We start from the raw sequence: 22,852 nt of genomic DNA on the forward strand, positions 1-22,852 counted from the left end.
TGCGCATGGTGAATTCAGGCACAGAGGCCACGCTCTCCGCCATTCGCCTGGCGCGCGGTGCAACCGGCCGCATGCGCATGGTGAAGTTCGAAGGCGGTTACCACGGCCACGGCGACAGCTTTCTGGTGAAAGCCGGCAGCGGCGCACTCACATTCGGTGTGCCGACATCGCCAGGTGTGCCGAAAGCATTGGCCGACCTCACCCTCACCCTGCCCTATAACGATTTCCAGGCCGCGACGGCTTTGTTCGACGAATGCGGCGACGATATTGCCTGCCTGATCATCGAGCCAGTGGTGGGGAACGCTAACTGCCTGCCGCCGCGCGAAGGCTTTTTGCAGCACCTGCGCGATCTATGCACACAGCACGGCGCGCTGCTGATCTTCGACGAAGTGATGACCGGCTTCCGCGTGGCACTCGGTGGCGCGCAGGCACGCTATGGCGTCACACCCGACCTCAGCACCTTCGGCAAAGTCATCGGCGGCGGCATGCCGGTCGGCGCTTATGGTGGGCGCCGCGAATTGATGGAACAGATCTCTCCCGCTGGTCCGATCTATCAAGCCGGCACGCTCAGCGGCAATCCGGTGGCGATGGCGGCAGGTTTGGCGATGCTGGATTTGATCCAGGCCCCGGGTTTCTACGAAGGCTTGGATGCGAAATCCAACACGCTGTGCGATGGGCTGGAGGCGGCCGCAAAAGACGCGGGTGTACCTTTCAGCACGCAGCGCGTGGGCGGCATGTTTGGCTTATTCTTCAGCGCGGAAAAAGTGGATACCTATGCGGGCGCACTCGCTTGCGACACTGCGGCGTTCAATCGCTTCTTCCATGAGATGCTGGATCGCGGCGTGTTTCTGGCACCGTCTGCATTCGAGGCGGGCTTCGTCTCCAGCGCGCATGATGATGCAGTCATCGCGAACACCATCGAAGCGGCGCGCGCAGCGTTTCACGCGCTGTAATCGACCGGCACGGCATCGTTCAAGCAATGGATCCTTCGCAAGACTCCCCGCAGCCACAGGGCGAGCACAGCTCGCGCAGCCTGTTCGAGCGCCAGCATCGCCCGGCGGCTGAAACCGGGCTGCGTAATCGCCTGTTCCATATCATCTTCGACCACGAAGGGCGGCTGGAACGCGATTTCGACATCGCGTTGATCATCGCGATCCTGGCAAGTGTGTTGGTGGTGATGCTGGACAGCGTGCCGTCGATCAAGGCGCGCTGGCACGACGCACTGTATGCGGCCGAGTGGTTTTTCACTCTGCTTTTCACTGCTGAATACTTGTTGCGCCTATGGGTAGTGCGGCGCCCGGTGCGTTACGCGACCAGCTTCTTTGGCGTGATCGATTTACTGGCGATCCTGCCTACGTTCTTGTCGCTGCTGTTCCCGGGCAGCACGTCGTTGACGGTGGTGCGCATCCTGCGTCTGCTGCGCATCTTCCGGATCCTGAAGCTGGTGGAGTATTCCAGCGAAGCGGGTGTGCTGGTGCAGTCACTGGTTCGCAGTCGGCGCAAGATCGCGGTGTTCATCGCGACCTTGCTCACGATCACCGTGATCTTCGGTGCGCTGATGCACGTGATCGAAGGACCGGAACAAGGCTTCACCAGCATCCCGACCGGCATGTATTGGGCGGTGGTGACGATGGCGACCGTGGGCTTTGGTGATATCGCGCCTGGCACGCCGTTGGGCAGGCTGGTGACTTCGGTGCTGATCCTGATTGGTTACAGCATCATCGCGGTGCCGACCGGCATCTATACGGCGGAGCTTGCCCGCACCATGCGCGAGCGCAGCCGCATGACCGTGCGTTGCACCGAATGCGGCCTGCCAGATCACGAGACCGACGCTTGGTATTGCCGCAAATGCGGCCGCTGCTTGCCGGACCGTGGCGAGGAAGATTGATCGGGCATTATCGGACGATATCGCCCAGTGCCAATCGCAGGCGCGTGAGCCCTTCGGCCACGTCTTCATCGGTGATGTTGAGCGCCGGCACGAAACGCAGCACGTCAGGGCCAGCTTGCAGCAATAGCAAGCCACGCGCTGCTGCTGCATCGAGGATTTCACCTGCGCGTCCTGCATAAGCGGGCTTCAATACCGCGCCCAGCATCAAGCCGCGCCCACGCACTTCATCGAACACGTCGATTTCAGCGTTGATCGCACTGAGGCCGTCGCGGATGGCGTTCGCCTGTCGCGCCACGTTGTCGGCGATGTGCGGTGATGCGATGCGCTTGAGCGCCACACGTGCAACGGCTGCCGCCAGCGGGTTGCCGCCGAAGGTGGTGCCGTGCGCGCCGAATTGCAGAGTTTGCGCAGCCTTGTCACCGACCAGCATCGCGCCGATCGGGATACCACCACCGAGTGCTTTGGCCAACGTCACCACATCGGGCACCACACCATCAGCCCAGTGCGCGAACAGGGGGCCGGTACGACCCATGCCGCACTGGATTTCGTCGAGCACTAAGAGCGCATCGTGCTGGTTGCATAGCGTGCGTGCGCCCTGCAGGTAGCCCTGTGCCGCCGGCATCACGCCACCCTCGCCTTGCACGGGCTCCAGCATGACCGCGCAGACATCGCCGCCGGCCATCGCCACTTCGAGTTGGGAGAGGTCGTTGAAATCAACGTAGCGGAAGCCAGCGGGCAAGGGCTCGTAGCCTTCCTGATATTTCGGCTGCGCGGTCGCGGTGACGGTGGCCAGCGTGCGGCCATGGAAGCTGCCGCGGGCGGTCACGATCACGCGCTTGTCGGGCGTGCGGCCTTGGGCGGCGGCGTGCTTGCGCACCAGTTTGATGGCCGCCTCGTTAGCCTCGGCACCGGAGTTGCACAGGAACACGCGCTCGGCGAACTTCGATGCGACGACCAACTCTTCGGCCAGGCGCAGCGGCGGCTCGCTGTTGAAGACATTGCTGGTGTGCCAAAGCTTGCCGGCCTGCGTGGTCAACGCATCGATCAGTTCGGGATCGGCATGGCCTAGCGCGCAGACGGCGATGCCGCCGGCGAGATCCACATATTCCTTGCCGGCCTTGTCCCACAGACGCGAACCGCGGCCATGGTCGAGCACCATCGGGCGCGGCTTGTACACCGGCACATAGCGCTCACGACCGATCTCAAGCAATGAAGCGGTGTCGTTGTGGGTCGTCATCTCACCAGGTTCCGGTATTCGACATCGATGCCCACGGTTCGGCCGGTGCCAAATGGCCGTCCTGCAAGAGCTCGACAGAAATCTGATCCGGCGATTTCACAAAGGCCATGTGGCCGTCGCGGGGCGGGCGGTGGATGGTGTAACCCATCGATTGCAGGTGCGCGCACGTGGCGTAGATATCGTCCACCCGAAAAGCCAGATGTCCGAAGTTGCGCGCGTTGCCGTAATCCTCGGTGCTGCCGTCCTCCGCGGGCCAGTTGTAGGTCAGCTCCATCTGGGCGTCGGGTGTTTCATCAGCGGCGAGAAAAACCAAGGTGTAGCGCCCGGCTTCATTGTCCATCCGGCGTAGCTCACGCAGGCCCAGGCCTTCGCAGAAAAAGCGCAGATTCGCGTCCAGGTCACGGACGCGAATCATGGTGTGCAAGTACTTCATGGGGTCGGGTCGAGGAAGAGGTCCGGCAGCAGCGGCTTGGACGGATCGACTGCATAGCCTGAGAAATCGGTGATGCCCGCTTCGCGCAAGACTTCTTCATCGATAAAGAAACGGCCGTTGTTGGCCTTGGCAGCGCGGATCAGCACCTCGCGCACGGCGTCAGCGACGATCTCCGGCTTGCGGCATCGATCAATCTCGACGCCCGGAATCATGTTGAGTGCATCGGTGGCGATGATGGTCTTGGGCCAGAGCGCGTTGACGGCGACGCCCTTGCGGCCGAATTCGCCGGCCAGGCCCAAGGTGACGAAGCTCATGCCCATCTTGGCCAAGGTGTAGGCGGTGTGCGGGGCCCACCATTTCGGATCCAGCGACGGCGGCGGCGCCAAGGTGAGGATGTGCGGGTTGGCCGACTTCATCAGCTCAGGTAATGCCGCCTGCGCGCACAAAAAGCTGCCGCGCGAGTTGACCTGCGTCATCAGGTCATAGCGCTTCATCGGCGTATCGAGGGCGCCGGCCAGCCAAATCGCGCTGGCGTTGTTGACGAGGATGTCCAGGCCGCCGAACTGCTCAACCGTCGCGGCGACGGCCGCACGTACTTCTTCTTCATCACGGATGTCGCATTGGATAGCCAGCGCCTGGCCACCGGCGGCGCGCACTTCTTCGGCCACGCTGTGGATGGTGCCGGGCAGCTTGGGGTTGGCAACGCTGGATTTCGCGACGATGGCGATGTTGGCGCCATCCTGCGCCGCGCGCAGGGCGATGGCGCGACCGATGCCGCGCGATGCGCCGGTAATGAAAAGCGTCTTGCCGGAAAGTGTGCTCACGATTCGTATCCGAATGGTTTGGTCGAAGTATAGGCCGCACGTGCGGTTGGGCGTCATCGCGCACTCCTATAATCTTGGAATGTCTTCGGAATGGTTTGACCAGCTCGTCGCTTGGATCGGCGAGAACCCAATGGCGGCTGGCGGCCTGGCCTTCCTTATTGCGTTTTGCGACGCACTGGCGGTGGTCGGCATCGTCGTGCCCGCCCTACCGCTGTTGTTTGCGGTCGGCGCGCTGATCGGCCTTGGCTACATCAATGGCCCGTATGTAGCGGTCGCGGCGGCGACAGGTGCCTTCGCCGGTGATGCGCTGAGTTACTGGATCGGCCACCGTTGGGGGCCTGCGATGCGGGACCTGTGGCTGTTTCGCCGCTACCCCCAACTGCTTGATCGCGGCGAGCGTTTGTTCCTGCGCAACGGGGTCAAGAGCATCTTCATCGCCCGTTTTGTTGGTGCGGTGCGCCCCTTCGTCCCGGCGATCGCCGGCATGCTGCGAATGCCCTTCCGGCGTTATGCACCGGCCAGTGCGGTGGCCTGCGCGCTGTGGGCGGTCTCGTTCCTGGCACCGGGCTGGATCTTCGGCAAATCCTACGACGCAGTGGCTGCCGTCGCCGATAAGTTGGCCTTGGTGCTGGCGGCCCTGGCCGCAGCCGTGGCCTTGGTCTGGGCGTTGGTGGTGTACGGTTCACGCTGGTTTGCGCTGCACACCGACAGTCTGATGGCGCGGGTGCTGCGCTGGTCGCGTGCGCATCCGTTGCTGGGACGCGCAGCCGGGTACGTGGTGGACCCGAATCGCCCGGAATCTCCGTCGCTGTTACTGCTGCTGGCTGCGCTATTGGCGATGTCGTGGACGGCGCTGATGTGGCTGACCGCCCTGGCGGTGCGCGGCGGCCCCTTGGCGATGGATCACCACGTTTATGACGTGATGTTCAGCCTGCGCAATCCACTGGCCGACCATTTGATGGCCGCACTCTCGCGCCTGGGCGACGTGCAGGTGTTGGCACCGGCGGTGATCGCCGGGCTGATATGGCTGGCGTGGCGTCGCCGCTGGTTGGCTGCCGCACATTGGATGGCCGCGCTGACTTGTGGCTGGCTGGCCACCGTGCTGGTCAAACAACTGGTGACGATGCCCAGGCCGCCTACCGCACCAGATGGCTTCGGCTTTCCCTCGGTGACAGTGACCATGGCGACGATCACTTTCGGCTTCTTTGCCGTGTTGATCGCACGCGAATGGCCGGGGCGTCGCCGGGTCTGGCCATACATGAGCGCCGCGGTCATCGTCACCCTGATCGCGTTTGCCCGGCTGTACCTGGGCGCGCATTGGCTGAGCGATGTCGTCAGCGGGGTGATCTTCGGCATGCTGTGGGTGTTGGTGCTGGGCATCGCCTACCGCCGCCATGTCGCGCGCTCGTTCTGGATGCGCCCGCTGGTCGCCGTGTTCTATGGCGTGTTTGCACTGGCCGGGCTATGGCATGCGCCGCGCGGCACCGAGCAACTGCTGGCGCGCTTCTCGCCGCCCCCGCCTGCCGAGACCATGACAATCGAGGCGTGGTGGAGCGAGGGTTGGCAGCGTCTGCCTGGAACGCGCAATGCACGCGGTGATCGCATCCGCTGGCCGCTGGGCCTGCAGGTCGCGGGCCCCTTGGTGCCCTTGCAGACCGCGCTCGAGGTGCGCGGTTGGCGCGTGAAGCCGCAGGCCGGGTGGGTGGACACGCTGAGCGTGCTTGACGGCGACACCCGCGCCGACCAGCACCCGATCCTGCCCGCCGCGCTGGAAGGCCGCCCGGAGTCGCTACTGATGGTTCATGAGGGCGACCGGATGGATGAGCGACGCGTGCTGCGCGTGTGGCCCGCACCGGCGCGACTGGCCGGCGATACGCCGCTTTGGGTGGGCACGGTGCAAACGATGCGACATCGCCAAGTGATGGATGTCGCCTGGCTGTGGTTGCCCGTGGACGATGCGGGCGCGGCCTATGCGCAGCTACAACAAGACCTGGAAGGTATCGAACGCCGTGAGGAAGGCGAGCGCAGTGACCACATCCGCGTGTTGCGGGTGATCACCGCCCGCGACTGATCCGTGGGCCGCGCGTGCTCAGCCGCGCAACCGCTCGACGAAGCGACGCGGCGCGCCGTCGAAACCGCCATTCGACATGAACACCACATGGTCGCCGGCCTGCACACGCGCGGCCAAGGCAGCGAGCAACGTCTCGGCGTCGGGCACGGCGATCGCTTCGCCGCGCACCTCCGCGATCACCTTGTCGGCATCCCAGGGCAATTCGGGGCGGGCGAGGAACACCACGACATCGGCCCCGGCCAGCGAAGGTGCCAGTGCCTCGGCATGCGCGCCCAGGCGCATCGAATTCGAACGCGGCTCCATCGCCACCACGATCCGCGCATCGCCCACCTTCGCACGCAAGCCATCGAGCGTCGTGGCGATGGCGGTCGGGTGATGGGCGAAGTCGTCGTACACGGTGATGTCGCCCATCTCGCCCACCACTTCCATGCGGCGTTTCACGCTGCGGAAGTTCGCAAGCGCGGGGATGACCGAAGCGGCATCCACCCCTACTGCCTGACACGCGGCGAGCGCGGCGAGGCCATTCATGACGTTGTGGCGACCCAGCATCGGCCATTCGACCGTGCCGATCTTGTTGCCCGCATGGATGACGTCGAAGATGCTGCCATCCGCGTTCACGAGATGGGCGGACCAGTCGAACCCGTCGCCAATGCCGAAGGTCTCGACGGGCGTCCAGCAACCCACCGCCAACACGCGCTTGAGGTTGTCGTCTTCGCCGTTGACGATCAAGCGGCCGCGATGCGGCACGGTGCGAATGAGGTGGTGGAACTGGCGCTCGATGGCGGCCAGATCCGGGAAGATGTCGGCGTGGTCGTACTCAAGGTTGTTGAGGATGGCGACCGCCGGCCGGTAATGGACGAACTTGCTGCGCTTGTCGAAGAAGGCCGTGTCGTATTCGTCGGCCTCGACCACGAACTCGCGGCCAGAACCAATCCGCGCGGACACGCCGAAATCCTCGGCGACGCCACCAATGAGGAAGCCGGGCTCGCGGCCTGCGGACTGCAACAAGTACGTCGTGATGGTGGTCGTGGTGGTCTTGCCGTGGGTGCCGGCGACGGCGATCACCTCGCGGCCCGGCAGCACATGGTCGCGCAGCCATTCGGCGCCGCTGGTGTAGGCGCGACCTTCGTCCAGCACCGCTTCGACCGCGGGGTTGCCGCGCGAAAGGGCATTGCCGATGACGACTGACTCGACATCCGCGCTGATGTGCGCGGGGTCATAGCCTTGGCTCAACGCAATGCCGAGCTTTTCCAGCTGCGTGGACATCGGCGGGTAAACCGCTTGGTCACTGCCTTCGACCTCATGCCCGAGTTCGCGCGCGAGGGCAGCGACGCCGCCCATGAAAGTACCGGCAATGCCGAGGATGTGGAGTTTCATCGTCGAAGGACGTCCGCGTGCCCAGGGTTGATGGCCGGTGGCCTCGCAACCAAGCGAGTGCGGGGAGCGACTTGCGAGGCCACCGGCCCTCGACCCGCAAGTCAGCCCGATCAACCGACCTCTTGGCCCGGCGTGATCGCCTCGATGATCCGCGCGAACACGTCGTCCAGCTCGCCGACGCCATTGACGACGGTCAGCTCGCCCTGCTGGCGGTAGTAATCGATGACCGGCGCAGTCTGATCGTTGTAGACCTGCAAACGCGTGCGCACCGATTCCGGGCTGTCATCGGCGCGGCCCTCGGCCTTGGCGCGGCCGGCGATGCGCTCGACCAGGAGCTCGGTCGGCACATCCAGCTGCACGGCGGCATCGAACTTCTGCCCGATGCGGGCCAGCAGCTTGCCCAGCGCATCGGCCTGGGCCAGGTTGCGCGGGTAGCCATCCAGAATGAAGCCGTTGGCGGTATCGGCGCGGGAGAAGCGGTCTTCCAGCATCCCCAAGAGAATGGCGTCGCTGACCAGCTCGCCGCGGGCCATGACTTCCTTCGCCTCCAGGCCCAGCTTGCTGCCGGCTGCCACTTCCGCGCGCAGCAGGTCGCCAGTGGAAATATGCGGCACCTGCAGATGGTCCTTCAGGCGCGCAGCCTGCGTGCCTTTGCCAGAACCGGGGGGGCCGAGAAGAACCAGTCGCATCGTGTGCTCCATGACGAAGGATGTCGTTGCCGGGCGCTACACTCGGTGCAGCGCAACATTGACCAGCTTAACGCATCCGGCCCCCTGATCCCTCCTACTTATGTCGAAGAAAACCCGTCCCGCAGGCACCCTCCTCTATGCCCAGTCCGGCGGCGTGACCGCCGTCATCAATGCCACGGCCGCCGCGGTGATTGCCGAAGCCCGTGTCCACGGCGTCCCCGTGTTGGCCGCGCGCAGCGGCATCCTGGGGGTGCTGAACGATGATTTGATCGATACCAGCAGCTTGCGCCCGGCCGATATCCGCACCCTCGCCCACACCCCGGGCGGGGCGTTTGGCAGCTGCCGGGTGAAGCTGAAATCGCTGATCGATGACCGCGCGCGCTACGAGCAGTTGCTGGACACCTTCCGCAAGCACGACGTGCGCTACTTCCTCTACAACGGCGGCAACGACTCGGCGGACACCGCGCTCAAGGTCTCGCAGCTGGCCAAGGAGTTCAACTATCCGCTCACCTGCATCGGCGTGCCCAAGACGGTGGACAACGATCTGGCCGTCACCGATTGCTGCCCCGGGTTTGGCTCGGCGGCCAAGTACACGGCGGTGTCGGTGCGCGAATGTGCGCTGGATGTCGCGGCGATGGCTTCCACATCGACCAAGGTCTTCGTCTACGAGGCGATGGGCCGGCATGCGGGCTGGCTAGCGGCTTCCGCCGGACTGGCTGGCCGTACGCCGGATGAGGCGCCGCATCTCATTCTTTTCCCCGAGCGCACGTATGACGAGGCCGCGTTCCTGGCCGCCGTCGATGCGGTGGTGAAGCGCGTCGGCTACTGCGTGGTGGTGGCGAGCGAAGGCATACAGGATGCGAACGGCAAGTTCGTCGCCGATGCGGGCGGCGGCACGGACAGCTTTGGCCACACGCAACTGGGCGGCGTAGCCAGCCATCTCGCGGGTCGCGTGCAGCAGACGCTGGGCTACAAGGTGCATTGGGCGATGCCGGATTACCTGCAGCGCTCGGCGCGCCACATTGCGTCAGAGACCGACTTCCGCCATGCGCAGGCAGTCGGTCGCAAGGCGGTGCAATTCGCGTTGAAGGGCTTGAATGCGACGATGCCGGTGATTCGCCGCATCAGCGATTCTCCCTATCGCTGGCGGGTGGAAGCGGCGCCGCTGGAACGGATCGCGAATGCCGAGAAGAAGATGCCCGACGATTTCATCCGCGAGGACGGCTTTGGCATCACCGATGCCGCACGCCGCTATCTGCAGCCGTTGATTCGCGGCGAAGCGTACCCGCCGTATGCGAAGGATGGGTTGCCCAAGTACGCGCGATTTGATTTTGTTTGATGCGCAGGTTGTTTCATGCGCACATTGCAACTCAAGGTCAAACCCAATGCCCGCATGCAGGCGCTTAGCGAAGGCGAGGACGGCATCTGGTTGGCGCAGCTGAAATCACCGCCGGTCGATGGCAAGGCAAATGCCGAGCTGATCTCACTGCTGGCCGATTACTTCGGCTGCCGCAAGCAGGACGTGACGATCAAGGCCGGTGCCGGCGCGCGGATCAAGCGGGTGACGATCGCGGACTGAGCATCACCCTAAAGCGCTATTTGCAGACCTTGCCGGCGACGCCCATCTCGATGGCGAACGTCGGCACGCTGGTGGTATCCGGTTTGCCCGCCATGGAATCCTTCACGTACAAGCGGCTGCGACCTTGTGCATCGAGCTTGGGCGGCGCGGCCTCGGCGGTGCTGCGCCACAGGCGGACCACGGCCTGTTGGCTCGGGCACGCAGCGCTGGGTACACGGACTTCATCGGCATACACCCAACCCGACTTGCCTTGCGGCTTGACCGATGCGGCATCGACCAATTTCGCTCTTGGCTGGCAACGGGTGCCGGTCGGCACGGCGGCGAAGTCGTAGGGCTTGGCGGCATCACCGGTGAACTTGCCCTGGATGCGCATGCAGGCCTCCGGGATCACCCGCAGCGTGTGCAATGCACCCACCGCCTGAGCCTTGCCCACCGGGCGCTTGATCTCGGGTTGTTGCCCACCGGCATGGGCGGTCAATGCGAAGAGGGCGAGACTTGTCGCCAACATGGAGAGCCGCATGATTCAGCATCCTGATGATGTGGATGGCGGCAGGGTGTCATGCACGGGCTGAATCGCGTGGGAGTCGGCGGGCATGGCGCCATGCCCTGTTCATGTTGAGGCTGCGTCACAGGACGCCGGATTTATTGCGGCACAGCAAAGAAAAAACGTGTCGCTATGCCATAGTCGGCGCGTTTTACGGCTTTTTCACCGAATCATCCGCATCCGAATCTGGGGAGGTTTCATGCTGGAGCAGTACGGTCTCATTCTGGCGCTGGTCTGCGCCGTCATCGCGATTGCCTACGGCCTGTGGGCCGCGGGCTGGATCAACCGGCAGCCTGCCGGCAACGAACGCATGCAGGAAATCGCCGGCGCGATCCAGGAAGGCGCGCGCGCTTACCTCAACCGCCAATACATGACGATTGCCGTCGCGGGCGTGGTGTTGCTGGTGTTGATCGGCATCTTCCTGGGCTGGCATACGGCGATCGGCTTTCTGATCGGCGCGGTGTTGTCGGGCGCGGCCGGTTACATCGGCATGAACGTCTCCGTGCGCGCCAACGTGCGCACCGCCGAGGCCGCCCGCAGCGGCATGGGCCCGGCGATGAACGTCGCCTTCAAGGGTGGCGCGATCACCGGCATGCTGGTGGTGGGCCTGGGGCTTCTCGGCGTCGCCGGTTACTGGTTCGTGCTGGAGAAGATGGGCGTGCCGCAGGACAAGGCCCTGCACGCGCTGGTGGGCCTCGCCTTCGGTTCCTCGCTGATCTCGATTTTCGCGCGCTTGGGCGGCGGCATCTTCACCAAGGGCGCGGATGTCGGCGCGGACCTGGTGGGCAAGGTCGAAGCCGGCATCCCCGAGGATGATCCGCGCAACCCTGCCGTGATCGCGGACAACGTGGGTGACAACGTCGGTGACTGCGCCGGCATGGCGGCGGACCTGTTCGAAACCTATGCAGTGACCGTGATCGCGACGATGCTGCTGGGCGGCCTGATGGCGGCGACCGCCGGCAAGAACGCGATCCTCTATCCGCTGGTGCTGGGCGGCGCGTCGATCATCGCCTCGATCATCGGTGCGTTCTTCGTCAAGGTCTCCGGCAGCAAGCCCAACATCATGGGCGCGCTGTACAAGGGCGTGATCATCTCGGCGGTGCTGGCGGCGCTCGCCTTCATCCCGATCACCCAATCGTTGATGGCCGACAACAGCCACGGCTGGTTCAACCTGTATGTCTGCGCGTTGATCGGCCTGGTGCTGACCGGCCTGATCGTGTGGATCACCGAGTACTACACCGGCACGCAGTACAAGCCGGTCCAACACGTCGCGCAGGCCTCGACCACCGGCCACGGCACCAACATCATCGCGGGCCTCGGCGTATCGATGAAGTCCACCGCGCTGCCGGTGATCGCCGTTTGTCTGGCGATCTGGTTCTCCTACCTGCACGGCGGCCTGTACGGCATCGCCATCGCGGCGACCTCAATGCTGTCGATGGCCGGCATGATCGTGGCGCTCGACGCCTACGGCCCGATCACCGACAACGCCGGCGGCATCGCTGAAATGGCCGAGCTGCCGAGTGACGTCCGTGATGTCACCGATCCGCTGGACGCGGTGGGCAACACCACCAAGGCGGTGACCAAGGGGTATGCGATCGGCTCGGCCGCGCTGGCGGCGCTGGTGCTCTTCGCCGACTACACGCACAACCTCGAGGCCGCGCACCCGGGCGTGAATTTCGCCTTCGACCTGTCCGATCACCGGGTGATCATCGGCCTGTTGATCGGCGGGTTGATCCCGTATCTGTTCGGCGCGATGGCGATGGAAGCCGTCGGCCGCGCGGCCGGCGCGGTGGTGGAGGAAGTGCGCCGCCAGTTCCGCGACATCAAGGGCATCATGACGGGTGAGGCCAAGCCGCAGTACGACAAGGCCGTGGACATGCTGACCAAGTCGGCGATCAAGGAAATGATCGTGCCGTCCTTGTTGCCGGTCGTGGTGCCGATCATTGTCGGCCTGCTGTTGGGACCGGAAGCGCTGGGTGGCCTCTTGATCGGCACCATCGTCACTGGCATCTTCGTCGCCATCTCGATGACGACTGGCGGCGGCGCGTGGGATAACGCCAAGAAGTACATCGAAGACGGCAATTTCGGCGGCAAGGGCAGCGAAGCGCACAAGGCCGCGGTCACCGGCGATACCGTCGGCGATCCCTACAAGGACACCGCCGGCCCGGCCATCAACCCGCTGATCAAGATCATCAACATCGTCGCCCTGCTGCTGGTGCCGCTGTTGCCGGTCAAGACGGGGGGTCATGCCGATGCGGCAGCGATCGCGCACGGCGCGCCCGTGGCTGCGATGGCGACGGATGCGCAACCGGCCGCCCAACCCGGTAGCGATGCCGGCGCGGCAATGAACGCGACCGACGCCGGGGCTCCCGCCTTCGTCACCCGCGGCGATGATCGTTCGGCCGATGTCTACTTCGGCTCCGGCTCGGCGCAGTTGCCGGTGGAGGCCGGCACGGCCCTTTCCGGCGTGATCAGGACGATGGAGGCCGATGCCTCGGCCAAGGCCACCGTCGCCGGCTTCCACGATGCCTCGGGCAATGCCGCCGTCAATGCGGAGCTCTCCAAGCAACGTGCGCAGAACGTGCGCGATGCCTTGGTCGCCGCTGGCATCAATGCCGACCGCATCGACCTGGAAAAACCGGCCTTGACCACCGGCAGCGTTGACCCGGCCAGCGCCCGTCGGGTGGAAGTCCGCCTGGACTGATTCGCGCCAACATGAAAGAAGAACGGCAGCCTTCGGGCTGCCGTTTTTTGTGCGCTGCCGCATGGGCGGCTAGAATGCCCGCTTTCCCAGCGCACGGAGCCGCCCAATGGGCCTCGACCTCGTTTCCACCGGCAAGAATCCCCCCGACGAAATCAACGTCATCATCGAGATCCCGAAGGACGCGGAGCCGGTGAAGTACGAGGTGGACAAGGCCAGCGGCGCGATCTTCGTCGACCGCATCCTGTCCACCCCGATGCGCTACCCCTGCAACTACGGCTACGTGCCGCACACCGTGTGTGGCGATGGCGACCCGGCCGACGTGCTGGTGATCCTGCCCCTGCCGCTGGTGCCGGGCAGCGTCATCCGCTGCATCCCCGTGGGCGTGCTCAAAATGTCGGATGAAGCCGGCAGCGACGAGAAAATCATCGCGGTGCCGGTACCGAAGATCTTCGGCGGTTACGCGCACATCACTGACATCGAGCAGGTCAGCCCGCACTGGCTGGAGCGCATCGGCCACTTCTTCGAGCACTACAAGGACCTGGAGAAGGGCAAGTGGGTAAAGCTGGAAGGCTGGGGCGGCGCAGCGGAGGCCAAGCAGATCCTGGTCGAATCGATGAAGCGCTTCAACGATACGCCCGATGCCGAGAAGCCGCACTTCTAAGTGTCGGCGCAACGCATGAAAAAGCCCCGCCGAAGCGGGGCTTTTTATTTTGATCGCTGCGGCCTGATCAGCGCGCGGGCAGCGGGAGCGGCTGTCCGTTGCCGGCCGAATACGGGTACTTGCTGAAGATCGCTGCCACCGATGCATCAACATCCACAGCACGTTCTTCCGGCGTGCGTCGCGCGCCGATACGGCCAATCGCATCCCCCGTCCACACCATGCGATTCTTCGCAGCATCGACCAAGTCCACGGTCAATGTGCCTTCGGTGTAATTGCTGACCATGGTTTCGTCATACCAGACTGGCACCGCGACATAGCTGCGGGCGCGATAGCTGTATGCCCAGGCGACATCCGATCGCGGCATCGAGTACACATCACTGCGCTCTTGCACCACAGCCTGGAAGTTGACCTTCAGGTCGGGCGTTTTTTCATCGTAACGGTAACCGCGCGCATCCATTTCACGCTGCACATTGGCCTTGATGCGCTCGCTGACCCAACTGGAGTAGCCGGCCTGCTCCATCGCAATGGGCGAGTACCAGCCCCACGTCCTGTACTGCGAAAAGTTGGCCGTCGGATCGTAATCCGTGCGCACGCGCGGGCCGCTGGCGCAAGCGGCCAGCATGACGCAAGCGGCGACTGCGACCATAAAAGGACGGATAAGACGTTGCATGTTGTTCATGGTGGCCCCCGGTGTTTCGTGAATACATCTGAGTGTAGGACGTCGGGTGGAATCAGGCTTGAATGCGAGCGCCCGGGCGGCCCGACGTTGCCTTCGGTTCACCCTTTGCGCGGCTTGAGCATGCCGGCCAGGCGCGCGACCACGATGGCCAGATACATCACGCCATTCCATTGGCCGATGATGCACAACATCCGTGCAAACGGTGTCACGGGCGTGATGTCGGACAAGCCCGTGGCGGAAAAATTGGTGCCGGACAGAAACAGCAACTCCACCCAGGTGCGCACCGGCTGGCTACCATCCAGCGCCACCGGCGTGAACGATGACGGCTGCAACAGCTGCGTGCCCATGAAGAGCCACGCATAGGCTTCGACGAACAACATGAAAGTCGCGGCAGCGGCCCAGAGCTCGTCGAGAGTCGTGTGCTCGTCCTGCATCATGTAAGTGATCAGCGAATAGGCGGCGTAAAAGTAGGTCGCCGCATAGAAGAAGCTGCCGCCCACACCTAGTCCCACGCCGCCCCCAAACCGATAACCACACCACAAGCCGATACTGACCACCGCGAGCAACGTGGCCACCCAGCCATCGCGTGGCGACTGATGCACCATCCACACCGCCACCCCCAACACGCCAACGCTGATCATGCTGGTCGCGATCTGCCCGGCTGGGCTGCCATCAGCAAGCGGATAGAGCAAGAGCGAGAGAAACTGGACCAACAGCAGTGCCCGCGACGGCGTGCGCTTGAACGATGCAAGGAAATGCAGGAAGGGGGAAATCGTGGGCGAAGGCAGTTTCATCGGGCGATGCTAGCGCGTCTGGGCTTATTGCTCGTGATAGACCTCGGCGCCCTGCTCGCGGAATTCGGCCGACTTCTCCGCCATGCCCGCCTTCAGGGCTTCTTCATCACTCATGCCATGCTCGGCGGCGTACTCACGCACGTCCTGGGTGATCTTCATCGAACAGAAATGCGGGCCGCACATCGAGCAGAAATGCGCCTGCTTATGCGCCTCTTTCGGCATGGTTTCGTCGTGGTATTCCATCGCGCGCTCGGGATCGAGGCCGAGATGGAACTGGTCCTGCCAGCGGAACTCGAAACGCGCCTTGCTGAGCGCGTTGTCGCGCACCTGCGCACCGGGGTGGCCCTTGGCCAGGTCCGCGGCATGCGCGGCGATCTTGTAGGCCATGATCCCTTCGCGCACGTCCTCGCGATTGGGCAGGCCCAAATGTTCCTTGGGCGTCACGTAGCAAAGCATCGCGGTGCCGTACCAGCCGATCATCGCCGCGCCGATCGCACTGGTGATGTGGTCATAGCCCGGCGCGATGTCGGTGGTCAGCGGGCCCAGCGTGTAGAACGGCGCTTCGCCGCACTCGCGCAGCTGCTTGTCCATGTTCTCTTTGATGAGCTGCATCGGCACGTGGCCGGGGCCTTCGATCATCGTCTGCACGTCGTGCTTCCACGCGATCTTCGTCAGCTCGCCCAGCGTTTCCAGCTCACCGAATTGCGCGGCGTCATTCGCATCGGCGATGCAGCCCGGGCGCAGGCCATCGCCCAGCGAGAAGGCGACGTCATACGCCTTCATGATCTCGCAGATGTCTTCGAAATGGGTGTAGAGGAAGTTTTCCTTGTGATGGGCCAGGCACCACTTCGCCATGATCGAGCCGCCGCGCGAGACGATGCCGGTCACGCGCTTCGCCGTCAGCGGCACGTAGCGCAGCAGCACGCCGGCATGGATGGTGAAGTAGTCCACGCCCTGCTCGGCCTGCTCGATGAGCGTGTCGCGGAAGATCTCCCAGTTGAGTTCCTCGGCGCGGCCATCGACCTTCTCCAGCGCCTGGTAGATCGGCACCGTGCCGATCGGCACCGGCGAGTTGCGGATGATCCACTCGCGGGTTTCGTGGATGTGCTTGCCGGTGGACAAGTCCATCACCGTATCGCCGCCCCAGCGGATCGACCACACCAGCTTTTCCACTTCCTCCGCAATACCTGATGACACCGCGCTGTTGCCGATGTTGGCGTTGATCTTGGTCAGGAAGTTGCGGCCGATGATCATCGGCTCGCTTTCCGGGTGGTTGATGTTGTTCGGCAGGATGGCGCGACCGCGCGCGATTTCGTCGCGCACGAATTCCGGCGTGATGAGCGTCTGGATGTTTGCGCCGAAGGCCTCGCCCGGATGCTGCGCCAACAGATGCGCCTCGCGCACGGCTTCCAGCCGCTGGTTTTCTCGAATGGCGACGAACTCCATCTCCGGCGTCACGATGCCGCGCTTGGCGTAATACATCTGGCTGACATTCGCGCCGGCTTTCGCGCGGCGCGGCAGGGCGCGATTCGGAAAGCGCACCGCATCGAGCTTGGGATTGGTTTCGCGCGCGCGACCGAATTCGGAACTCAATGCGCCAAGGACTTCGGTATCGCCGCGCTCGTCGATCCATTTCGCACGCAAGGCTGGCAAGCCGACGGACAAATCAATCTTCGCGTCTGGATCGGTATACGGACCCGAGCAGTCGTAGACCGTGACCGGTGCGTTGTCTTCGCCACCAAACAATGTCGGTGTCTTGGTCAATTGGATTTCGCGCATCGGCACGCGCAGGTCCGGGCGCGAGCCTTCGACATGCACCTTGCGCGAGCCCGGGATCGGGCGCACGACCTCCGCGGAGAGTTCTTCGGCCTGGCGCAGCAATTCGGTGGCGGGCATGGCATTCATCGGCATTCGTCCTGTGTGGGTGGACGAAGCGGCGGCGCGCACACCCAGTAACGGCATGTGTCGCGAAGCTTCCCTACGCCGGTATCAACCGGATCAGGTTCGAAGGGTCTGTCTCAACCATCGGCGCGCCGACGGTACCCCCGCTTCATGGCGACATTGGAACACGCCGGTCGCACCGATGCGAGGTACCCGCGTTAATCTGTGGGCCCGCCGCCTCCCGGAACCGTCATGCCGTCCAGCCTCCACGAAGCCCGCGCCCGTGCGCCCGGCAGCGTCGGCAATATCGGGGTCGGCTTCGATCTGCTCGGCCACGGCATCGAGGGCGTGGGCGATGTAGCCACGGTGCGGCGCATCACGCAGCCCGAGGTCCGCGTCATCCGCATTGGCGGCGAGGTGGCAGGCATCGAGCGCATCCCGCTCATCGCCACGGGCAACACGGCGGGGGCGGCGCTGATTTCGCTGCGCGAGGCGCTGGCGCTGCCGTTCGGTTTCGAAGTGGAACTGGACAAGGGCATTCCGCTCGGCTCCGGCATGGGCGGCTCGGCATCGGCGGCAGTCGCGGCCTTGGTGGCCGCGAATGCGCTGCTGGATGCGCCGCTGACGCGCGGGGCCCTGTATCCGCATGCACTGGCTGGCGAATACATCTCCACCCAAAGCCGCCAAGGCGACAACGTCGGCCCGATGCTGCTGGGCGGCGTCACCTTGGCAACATCGACCCGATTATTGCGCTTGCCGGCACCCGAACATCTCTACGCCGCCGTCGTCCACCCAGACTTGGTGCTGGAGACGCGCCGCAGCCGCGAAGTGCTGGCAACTCCTTACCCGCTGGCCGATTTCGTCGCCCAATCGACCGCCCTCGCCCTGTTCCTGACCGGACTGGCACGGAATGACCTGACGCTCATTGGAGAGGGTTTGCGCGATGTGCTGGTGGAGCCGCGCCGCGCGCCTTTGATCCCCGGCTTCAACCGGGTGCGGCAGGCGGCTCTGGACCATGGCGCATTGGGCGCGGGCATATCAGGTGGCGGGCCCAGCCTGTTCGGCTGGTTTACCTCGCGCAGCCAGGCAGAGGCCGCGGCCTTGGCGATGCAGCAAGCCTTCGCCGACGCCGGCTTCTCATCCACGGCCCACATCACCCCGGTCAACGCCCCGGCAGCGGCCCTGATCTGACGACGCCAGATGAATCCTGTCGCGGCAGGGCCTCGAATTAAAGAACCAATCGGTTTATTATTGTGCACATGCCCGCTGCGACTACCACTCCCCGCCCGCCTCTCGGCCGCCCCAAAGACCCCGCCAAGCGTGCCGCGGTGCTCGAGGCCGCGCAGCAGCTGTTCTCGGAGCAAGGCTTTGATGGCGTCAGCATGGATCAGATCGCGCAGACTGCCGGCGTCTCCAAACTGACCGTCTACAGCCACTTCGGAGACAAGGACGGCCTGCTTTCTGCCGTGGTGCGTTCACATTGCGAACGTGAGATGCCGCTCGAGTTGTTCGAACCGTCGCCCGAGGTCGCTTTGCGCCCGCGCTTGCTCGACATCGCCCATGCCTTCTACGCCATGGTCAGCTGCCCGCAGGCCATCGCTGGCCACCGCATGTTGTGCGCGCCACATGCGATGACGCCCAACATGGCGCGATTGTTCTGGGAAGCTGGCCCTGAGCGCATCCAGAACGGCCTGTCCGAGATGCTCAAGCGCCGGGTAGATGCGGGCGAGCTGGATATTGATGACACCGACATGGCCGCATCGCACTTCTTCGCCTTGCTCAAGGGCGAGCCGCATGCACGTTTGATGATCGGATTCCCGGCTGACATGGATCAAGGCGCTACCGAGCGTCACCTCGCGAGCGTGGTCGATCTGTTCCTGCGCGCGCATCAGCCCGCCGCATCATGACCATAGGCCGGATGACTTCCGGCACTCAATTCCACGGCCCATCACGGGCATCCTGCTGTCCGGGCCGGTAAAATGCCCGCCCCCTCTTGCGAATGCCTCCCATGACGATCGATTACGCCCAAGCCCGCGAAAACATGGTCGAACAGCAAGTTCGTCCCTGGGAAGTGCTCGACCCGCGCGTGCTGTCGGTGATCGGCAGCACCCCGCGCGAAGCCTTCGTCGATGAAGCACACCGTGAGTTGGCCTATGCGGACCTGTCGCTGCCGATCGGCCATGGCCAATTCATGATGAAGCCAGTGATCGAAGGCCGCACGCTGCAGGCATTGGGCATCCAGCTCAATGAGCGCGTGCTGGAGATCGGCACTGGCAGCGGCTACCTGACCGCCTGCCTCGCCCAGCTAGGCCAGTCCGTGCACAGCCTGGAGATTGACCCCACGTTCGCCGATGCGGCGCGCACCCGCTTGGCTGCACGTGGCCTGGGCAATACCAGCGTCGAAACCGCCGATGCGATGGCGTGGCAGACCGATGCCCGTTTCGATGCGGTATGCGTCACCGGCGCCGTCGCGGAGATTCCTTCCCGCTTCCTAGAATGGCTGGCACCGAATGGCCGCTTGTTTGTCATCCACGGCCAATCGCCGGTGATGGAAGCTGCTTTATTGCGGGGCAATGTCAACGCACCGCAGGCTGATTCGTTGTTCGAAACCGATATCCCCTACCTTGTCGGCGGCGAGCCTGCCCCCCGATTCGTTCTATGACCCCTTGGCGCGGGGCGGCCTGACGGCTTCCGCGCACTTGCTTGTTTGAGGATTGCCAATGCGTTGCCGCCCGCTTGCCCTTGCCCTGTCGATCGCCCTCCTGCCTGCCGCCGCGCAGGCGGAAGACCTGATCCAGACCTACCAGCTTGCGCGTGGCAGTGACCCGCAGCTGGCCGCCGCCGAAGCTGGCCAACGCGCCACCGCCGAAGGCCAAGTACAGACTCGTGCGCAGATGTTGCCGCAGGTCAACGGCAGCCTGGGTGCCAGCCGCTCGCGCAACACCAGCGAATCGGGCGAACCCCAATACGACCCGGTGACCGGTGTGCTGATCTCGGGTGGTGCACGCACCAGCACCACCGACAGCCTGAGTGGCCGCATCTCGGCCGACCAGATGATCTGGGATCCGCGCGTGCTGAGCCAGCACAAGTCGCAGAAGCTCATTAGCCGCGCAGGCGAGCTGCAGCTGGAATCCACCAGCAGCCAGCTGATCACCCGCACCTCGCAGGCGTACTTCAACGTGCTGGTGGCGCTGGAAACCTTGGCGGCCGCCGAAGCACAGGAAGCCGCGCTGAAGAAGCAATTCGATTTCGCCAGCAAGCGTCTTGAGGTGGGCCTGGCGCCCATCACCGACATGCATGAAGCCCGCGCGCAGTATGAAGGCGCACGCGCCAACACCATCCTGCAGCGCAATGCCTTGGAAGATACCTATCAGGCCTTGGCCGAAATCACCGGCCAACCGGTGCTCAGCCTGATGGGCCTGCCGGACGACTTCAAACCCGAGTTGCCAGCCGCCGGCGGTGCCGATGAGTGGGTCAACCGCGCCATCGAAAACAATCCAGCACTGGCCGCGCAGCAGACCCGCGTTGCTTCGGCCGAGCAAGACATCGGCACTGCGCGTGCTGGCTACCTGCCCAGCCTCTACGCCAATGGTGGCTACAGCCGCAGCAAGAGCGATACCAATGGCCGGCAAATGGGCATCGACTTCAACAGCGACAGCACCAGCTACGGCCCGAGCGTCGGCGTGACCTTGTCGGTCCCGATCTTCAACGGCTTCGCCACCGCATCTCGTGTGCGCCAGGCCGTGGCCCAGCGCGATGTCGCCGAAGAGCAGCTGGAGCAGCAAAAGCGCGCCCTGGAGCGCAACACCCGCAACGCTTATCAGTCGCTTACCGCCGGCATCAGTGCCGTCGAGGCGCGCCGCCTGGCACTGGTCGCCGCACAAAGCGCCTACGACGCTTCGCAAGTGGGTTTGGAAGTCGGTACCCGCACCGTCATCGACGTGCTGCTGAACCAACAAGCCCTGTTCAATGCTCAGCAGGCGTATTCGCTAGCCAAGTACCAATATTTGCAAAGCCGCCTGGTGCTGGAGCAGGCCGCTGGCACGCTCGATATCAGCGATTTGCAGGATGTGAATCGCCAGCTGACGGTGCCGGCCGGACAGGTGCCGCGCATCCGCAACTAAGCGACATCAGCCATATCGCCAGACTGAAACGCCGGGTTCGCCCGGCGTTTTCCTTGTATGCGATCAAAGACGCACAGCTGTCAGCGTGCGTGCCAGTGCACCGCGACCTGACTCTGCGAGGGCGCGCCCAGCCTTGCCCATCTTCTTGCGCAACTCCGGATCGCCCAGCAGCACATCCAACTCATCGCCCAATACTTCATCCGATTCAACGACCCGCATCGCACCGGCTGCTTTGAGTGCATCGGCGATTTGGGTGAAGTTGTGCAAATGCGGACCGGTGACGATTGGGATGCCCGCCGCGGCAGGTTCCAACAAGTTGTGGCCGCCTATGTCTTGCAGGCTGCCGCCGACAAATGCGACATCGCTGACACCGAAGAACATTGGCAGCTCACCCAGGGTGTCGATAACGAAGGCGGCATCGTCCTTGCCCGCCATTCGATCCTCGCTGCGAGTCGCCGTGCGCAATCCTGCACTGCGCAATCGATCGACGACCGGGCGGAAACGTTCGGGATGACGTGGCGCCCAGAGCAAGAGCAAGTCCGGCCAGCGCCGCCGCAAACGACGATGCGCCAGCAGCACCGGCAGCTCTTCGTCCGGATGCGTGCTGGCCGCAATCCACACCATGCGTCGCCCCGCGTGGCGACGGAAAGTCTCGACAAAGGCGTCCGCGTCATCACGATCAGTGACATCAAATTTCAAGTTGCCAGTCACGACAACCGATTCCGCACGCGCACCCAGCAAGACGAAGCGCTCGCTATCGGCCGCGGTCTGCGCACATACCCGCGTCACGGTCCGCAGCGCACGCGAGACCAGCGGTGCCAGCACGCGATAACCCCGCAGCGAACGCGCGGACAATCGCGCATTGAGGATCGCCACCGGGATGCCGCGATCACGACATCCGAACAACAGATTCGGCCACAACTCTGTCTCCATGATCAGCGCCTGCGATGGCTTGTAGCGATCAAGGAAACGCCCGACTGCGCCGGGCAAGTCATAGGGCAGGTAGACATGCTCGATACGATCACCCCACAACGCCTGGACGCGTTCGGAGCCGGTTGGGGTAATGCTGGTCACCACCATCCGACGCCCCGGGTATTTCTTCAGCAACGTGTTGATGAGGGCGGCGGCGGCGGCCACTTCCCCGACCGACACTGCATGCACCCACAAGGTGCGCTGCATTGTGGGGTCTTGCGCAACCTTGTCGCCGTAGAACGCATAACGCTCATTCCATCGCGACAAATAGGCGGGATGGCGGAAGCCGCGCCATACCAAGTGATAGATGGTCACCGGCAACAAGGCATACAACGCGAGCGAGTACAGGCCGCGCAGCAGGCGTTCGGTGAAATCGGGCTTCATTGCGCCAAGGA

General features: G+C 64.1%; 21 protein-coding genes, 1 pseudogene and 1 riboswitch (1 of these 23 running past the window's edge). Of the genes and pseudogenes, 12 read left to right on the top strand and 10 right to left on the bottom strand.

The features are described from left to right. A protein-coding gene (hemL, locus tag BW989_RS08110; protein ID WP_076587113.1) for a glutamate-1-semialdehyde 2,1-aminomutase crosses the window boundary here: on the top strand, window positions 1-953 show its 3' portion. It extends 331 nt beyond the left edge of the window; only the last 953 of its 1,284 coding nucleotides appear in the window; the start codon falls outside the window, past its left edge; the stop codon is at window positions 951-953. A 26-nt stretch (window positions 954-979) separates the two neighbouring features. Continuing rightward, on the top strand, window positions 980-1,888 hold the full coding sequence (locus tag BW989_RS08115) for an ion transporter (protein WP_083688391.1): 909 nt from the start codon (window positions 980-982) through the stop codon (window positions 1,886-1,888). Window positions 1,889-1,895: 7 nt separating this feature from the next. Here the strand turns inward: BW989_RS08115 and BW989_RS08120 are convergent, their stop codons facing one another. From BW989_RS08120 to BW989_RS08130, 3 genes are read right to left on the bottom strand one after another with little or no spacing between them, the layout of a single operon-like run. Then, window positions 1,896-3,125, bottom strand: coding sequence for an acetylornithine/succinylornithine family transaminase (locus tag BW989_RS08120; protein ID WP_076587114.1), 1,230 nt, complete (start codon window positions 3,123-3,125; stop codon window positions 1,896-1,898). A gap of 1 nt (window position 3,126) precedes the next feature. Then, window positions 3,127-3,558 carry a VOC family protein gene (locus tag BW989_RS08125; protein WP_076587116.1) on the bottom strand — a complete coding sequence of 144 codons (432 nt, stop codon included), beginning with the start codon at window positions 3,556-3,558 and terminating at the stop codon, window positions 3,127-3,129. Continuing rightward, complete coding sequence (locus BW989_RS08130; protein ID WP_076587298.1) at window positions 3,555-4,382, bottom strand: SDR family oxidoreductase; 828 nt, start codon at window positions 4,380-4,382, stop codon at window positions 3,555-3,557. Before BW989_RS08130 ends, BW989_RS08125 begins: the two co-directional genes overlap by 4 nt. A 79-nt stretch (window positions 4,383-4,461) precedes the next feature. Between BW989_RS08130 and BW989_RS08135 the strand changes: the two genes are divergently transcribed. Further along, on the top strand, window positions 4,462-6,453 hold the full coding sequence (locus BW989_RS08135) for a bifunctional DedA family/phosphatase PAP2 family protein (protein ID WP_076587117.1): 1,992 nt from the start codon (window positions 4,462-4,464) through the stop codon (window positions 6,451-6,453). 18 nt (window positions 6,454-6,471) lie between these two features. Here the strand turns inward: BW989_RS08135 and mpl are convergent, their stop codons facing one another. After that, a complete protein-coding gene (gene mpl, locus BW989_RS08140; protein WP_076587119.1) occupies window positions 6,472-7,830 on the bottom strand; it encodes a UDP-N-acetylmuramate:L-alanyl-gamma-D-glutamyl-meso-diaminopimelate ligase in 1,359 nt (452 codons plus the stop codon). A gap of 110 nt (window positions 7,831-7,940) precedes the next feature. Then, window positions 7,941-8,519 (bottom strand): adenylate kinase, encoded by a 579-nt coding sequence (locus BW989_RS08145; protein ID WP_076587300.1) that lies wholly within the window; start codon window positions 8,517-8,519, stop codon window positions 7,941-7,943. Window positions 8,520-8,619: 100 nt separating this feature from the next. On the opposite strand from BW989_RS08145, the gene BW989_RS08150 reads away from it, so the two are divergent. After that, a complete protein-coding gene (locus tag BW989_RS08150) occupies window positions 8,620-9,858 on the top strand; it encodes a 6-phosphofructokinase (protein WP_076587121.1) in 1,239 nt (412 codons plus the stop codon). 15 nt (window positions 9,859-9,873) lie between these two features. Further along, window positions 9,874-10,098 carry a DUF167 domain-containing protein gene (locus tag BW989_RS08155; protein ID WP_076587123.1) on the top strand — a complete coding sequence of 75 codons (225 nt, stop codon included), beginning with the start codon at window positions 9,874-9,876 and terminating at the stop codon, window positions 10,096-10,098. 16 nt (window positions 10,099-10,114) lie between these two features. On the opposite strand, the gene BW989_RS08160 is transcribed toward BW989_RS08155, so the two are convergent. Then, on the bottom strand, window positions 10,115-10,606 hold the full coding sequence (locus BW989_RS08160; protein WP_076587124.1) for a hypothetical protein: 492 nt from the start codon (window positions 10,604-10,606) through the stop codon (window positions 10,115-10,117). Between the two features lie 235 nt (window positions 10,607-10,841). Between BW989_RS08160 and BW989_RS08165 the strand changes: the two are divergent. From BW989_RS08165 to ppa, 3 genes and pseudogenes are all read left to right on the top strand, one after another. After that, a pseudogene (locus BW989_RS08165) lies at window positions 10,842-12,869 on the top strand (sodium-translocating pyrophosphatase); the annotation flags it as partial. A 117-nt stretch (window positions 12,870-12,986) separates the two neighbouring features. Further along, window positions 12,987-13,346, top strand: coding sequence for an OmpA family protein (locus BW989_RS12825; RefSeq protein ID WP_242651397.1), 360 nt, complete (start codon window positions 12,987-12,989; stop codon window positions 13,344-13,346). Between the two features lie 106 nt (window positions 13,347-13,452). Further along, on the top strand, window positions 13,453-14,007 hold the full coding sequence (gene ppa, locus BW989_RS08170) for an inorganic diphosphatase (protein ID WP_076587128.1): 555 nt from the start codon (window positions 13,453-13,455) through the stop codon (window positions 14,005-14,007). 67 nt (window positions 14,008-14,074) lie between these two features. On the opposite strand, the gene BW989_RS08175 is transcribed toward ppa, so the two are convergent. From BW989_RS08175 to thiC, 3 genes are all read right to left on the bottom strand, one after another. Then, a complete protein-coding gene (locus BW989_RS08175) occupies window positions 14,075-14,686 on the bottom strand; it encodes a DUF4136 domain-containing protein (RefSeq protein WP_242651385.1) in 612 nt (203 codons plus the stop codon). A 98-nt stretch (window positions 14,687-14,784) separates the two neighbouring features. Continuing rightward, window positions 14,785-15,480, bottom strand: a complete 696-nt coding sequence (locus BW989_RS08180; protein ID WP_076587130.1) for an ion channel — start codon at window positions 15,478-15,480, stop codon at window positions 14,785-14,787. Window positions 15,481-15,504: 24 nt separating this feature from the next. Further along, window positions 15,505-17,385, bottom strand: coding sequence for a phosphomethylpyrimidine synthase ThiC (gene thiC / locus BW989_RS08185; RefSeq protein ID WP_076587132.1), 1,881 nt, complete (start codon window positions 17,383-17,385; stop codon window positions 15,505-15,507). A 52-nt stretch (window positions 17,386-17,437) separates the two neighbouring features. Then, a riboswitch (TPP riboswitch) is annotated at window positions 17,438-17,537 on the bottom strand. A gap of 76 nt (window positions 17,538-17,613) precedes the next feature. Between thiC and BW989_RS08190 the strand changes: the two genes are divergently transcribed. The 4 genes from BW989_RS08190 to BW989_RS08205 all read left to right on the top strand — a co-directional run bounded on the left by BW989_RS08190 (window position 17,614) and on the right by BW989_RS08205 (window position 21,485). Continuing rightward, window positions 17,614-18,552: a homoserine kinase gene (locus BW989_RS08190; RefSeq protein ID WP_076587134.1), complete on the top strand. Its 939-nt coding sequence runs from the start codon at window positions 17,614-17,616 to the stop codon at window positions 18,550-18,552. 68 nt (window positions 18,553-18,620) lie between these two features. Then, on the top strand, window positions 18,621-19,268 hold the full coding sequence (locus tag BW989_RS08195) for a TetR/AcrR family transcriptional regulator (RefSeq protein ID WP_076587136.1): 648 nt from the start codon (window positions 18,621-18,623) through the stop codon (window positions 19,266-19,268). Between the two features lie 101 nt (window positions 19,269-19,369). After that, a complete protein-coding gene (locus BW989_RS08200; protein ID WP_076587138.1) occupies window positions 19,370-20,023 on the top strand; it encodes a protein-L-isoaspartate O-methyltransferase family protein in 654 nt (217 codons plus the stop codon). Between the two features lie 58 nt (window positions 20,024-20,081). Next, entirely contained in the window at window positions 20,082-21,485 is a 1,404-nt protein-coding gene (locus tag BW989_RS08205; protein ID WP_076587140.1) for a TolC family outer membrane protein, read from the top strand. Window positions 21,486-21,548: 63 nt separating this feature from the next. Here the strand turns inward: BW989_RS08205 and waaA are convergent, their stop codons facing one another. Next, window positions 21,549-22,841, bottom strand: a complete 1,293-nt coding sequence (waaA, locus tag BW989_RS08210; protein WP_076587142.1) for a lipid IV(A) 3-deoxy-D-manno-octulosonic acid transferase — start codon at window positions 22,839-22,841, stop codon at window positions 21,549-21,551. Window positions 22,842-22,852 lie beyond the last annotated feature (11 nt).

It is taken from the genome of Solilutibacter tolerans, from assembly GCF_900155935.1.
Classification (GTDB): Bacteria; Pseudomonadota; Gammaproteobacteria; order Xanthomonadales; family Xanthomonadaceae; genus Solilutibacter; species Solilutibacter tolerans.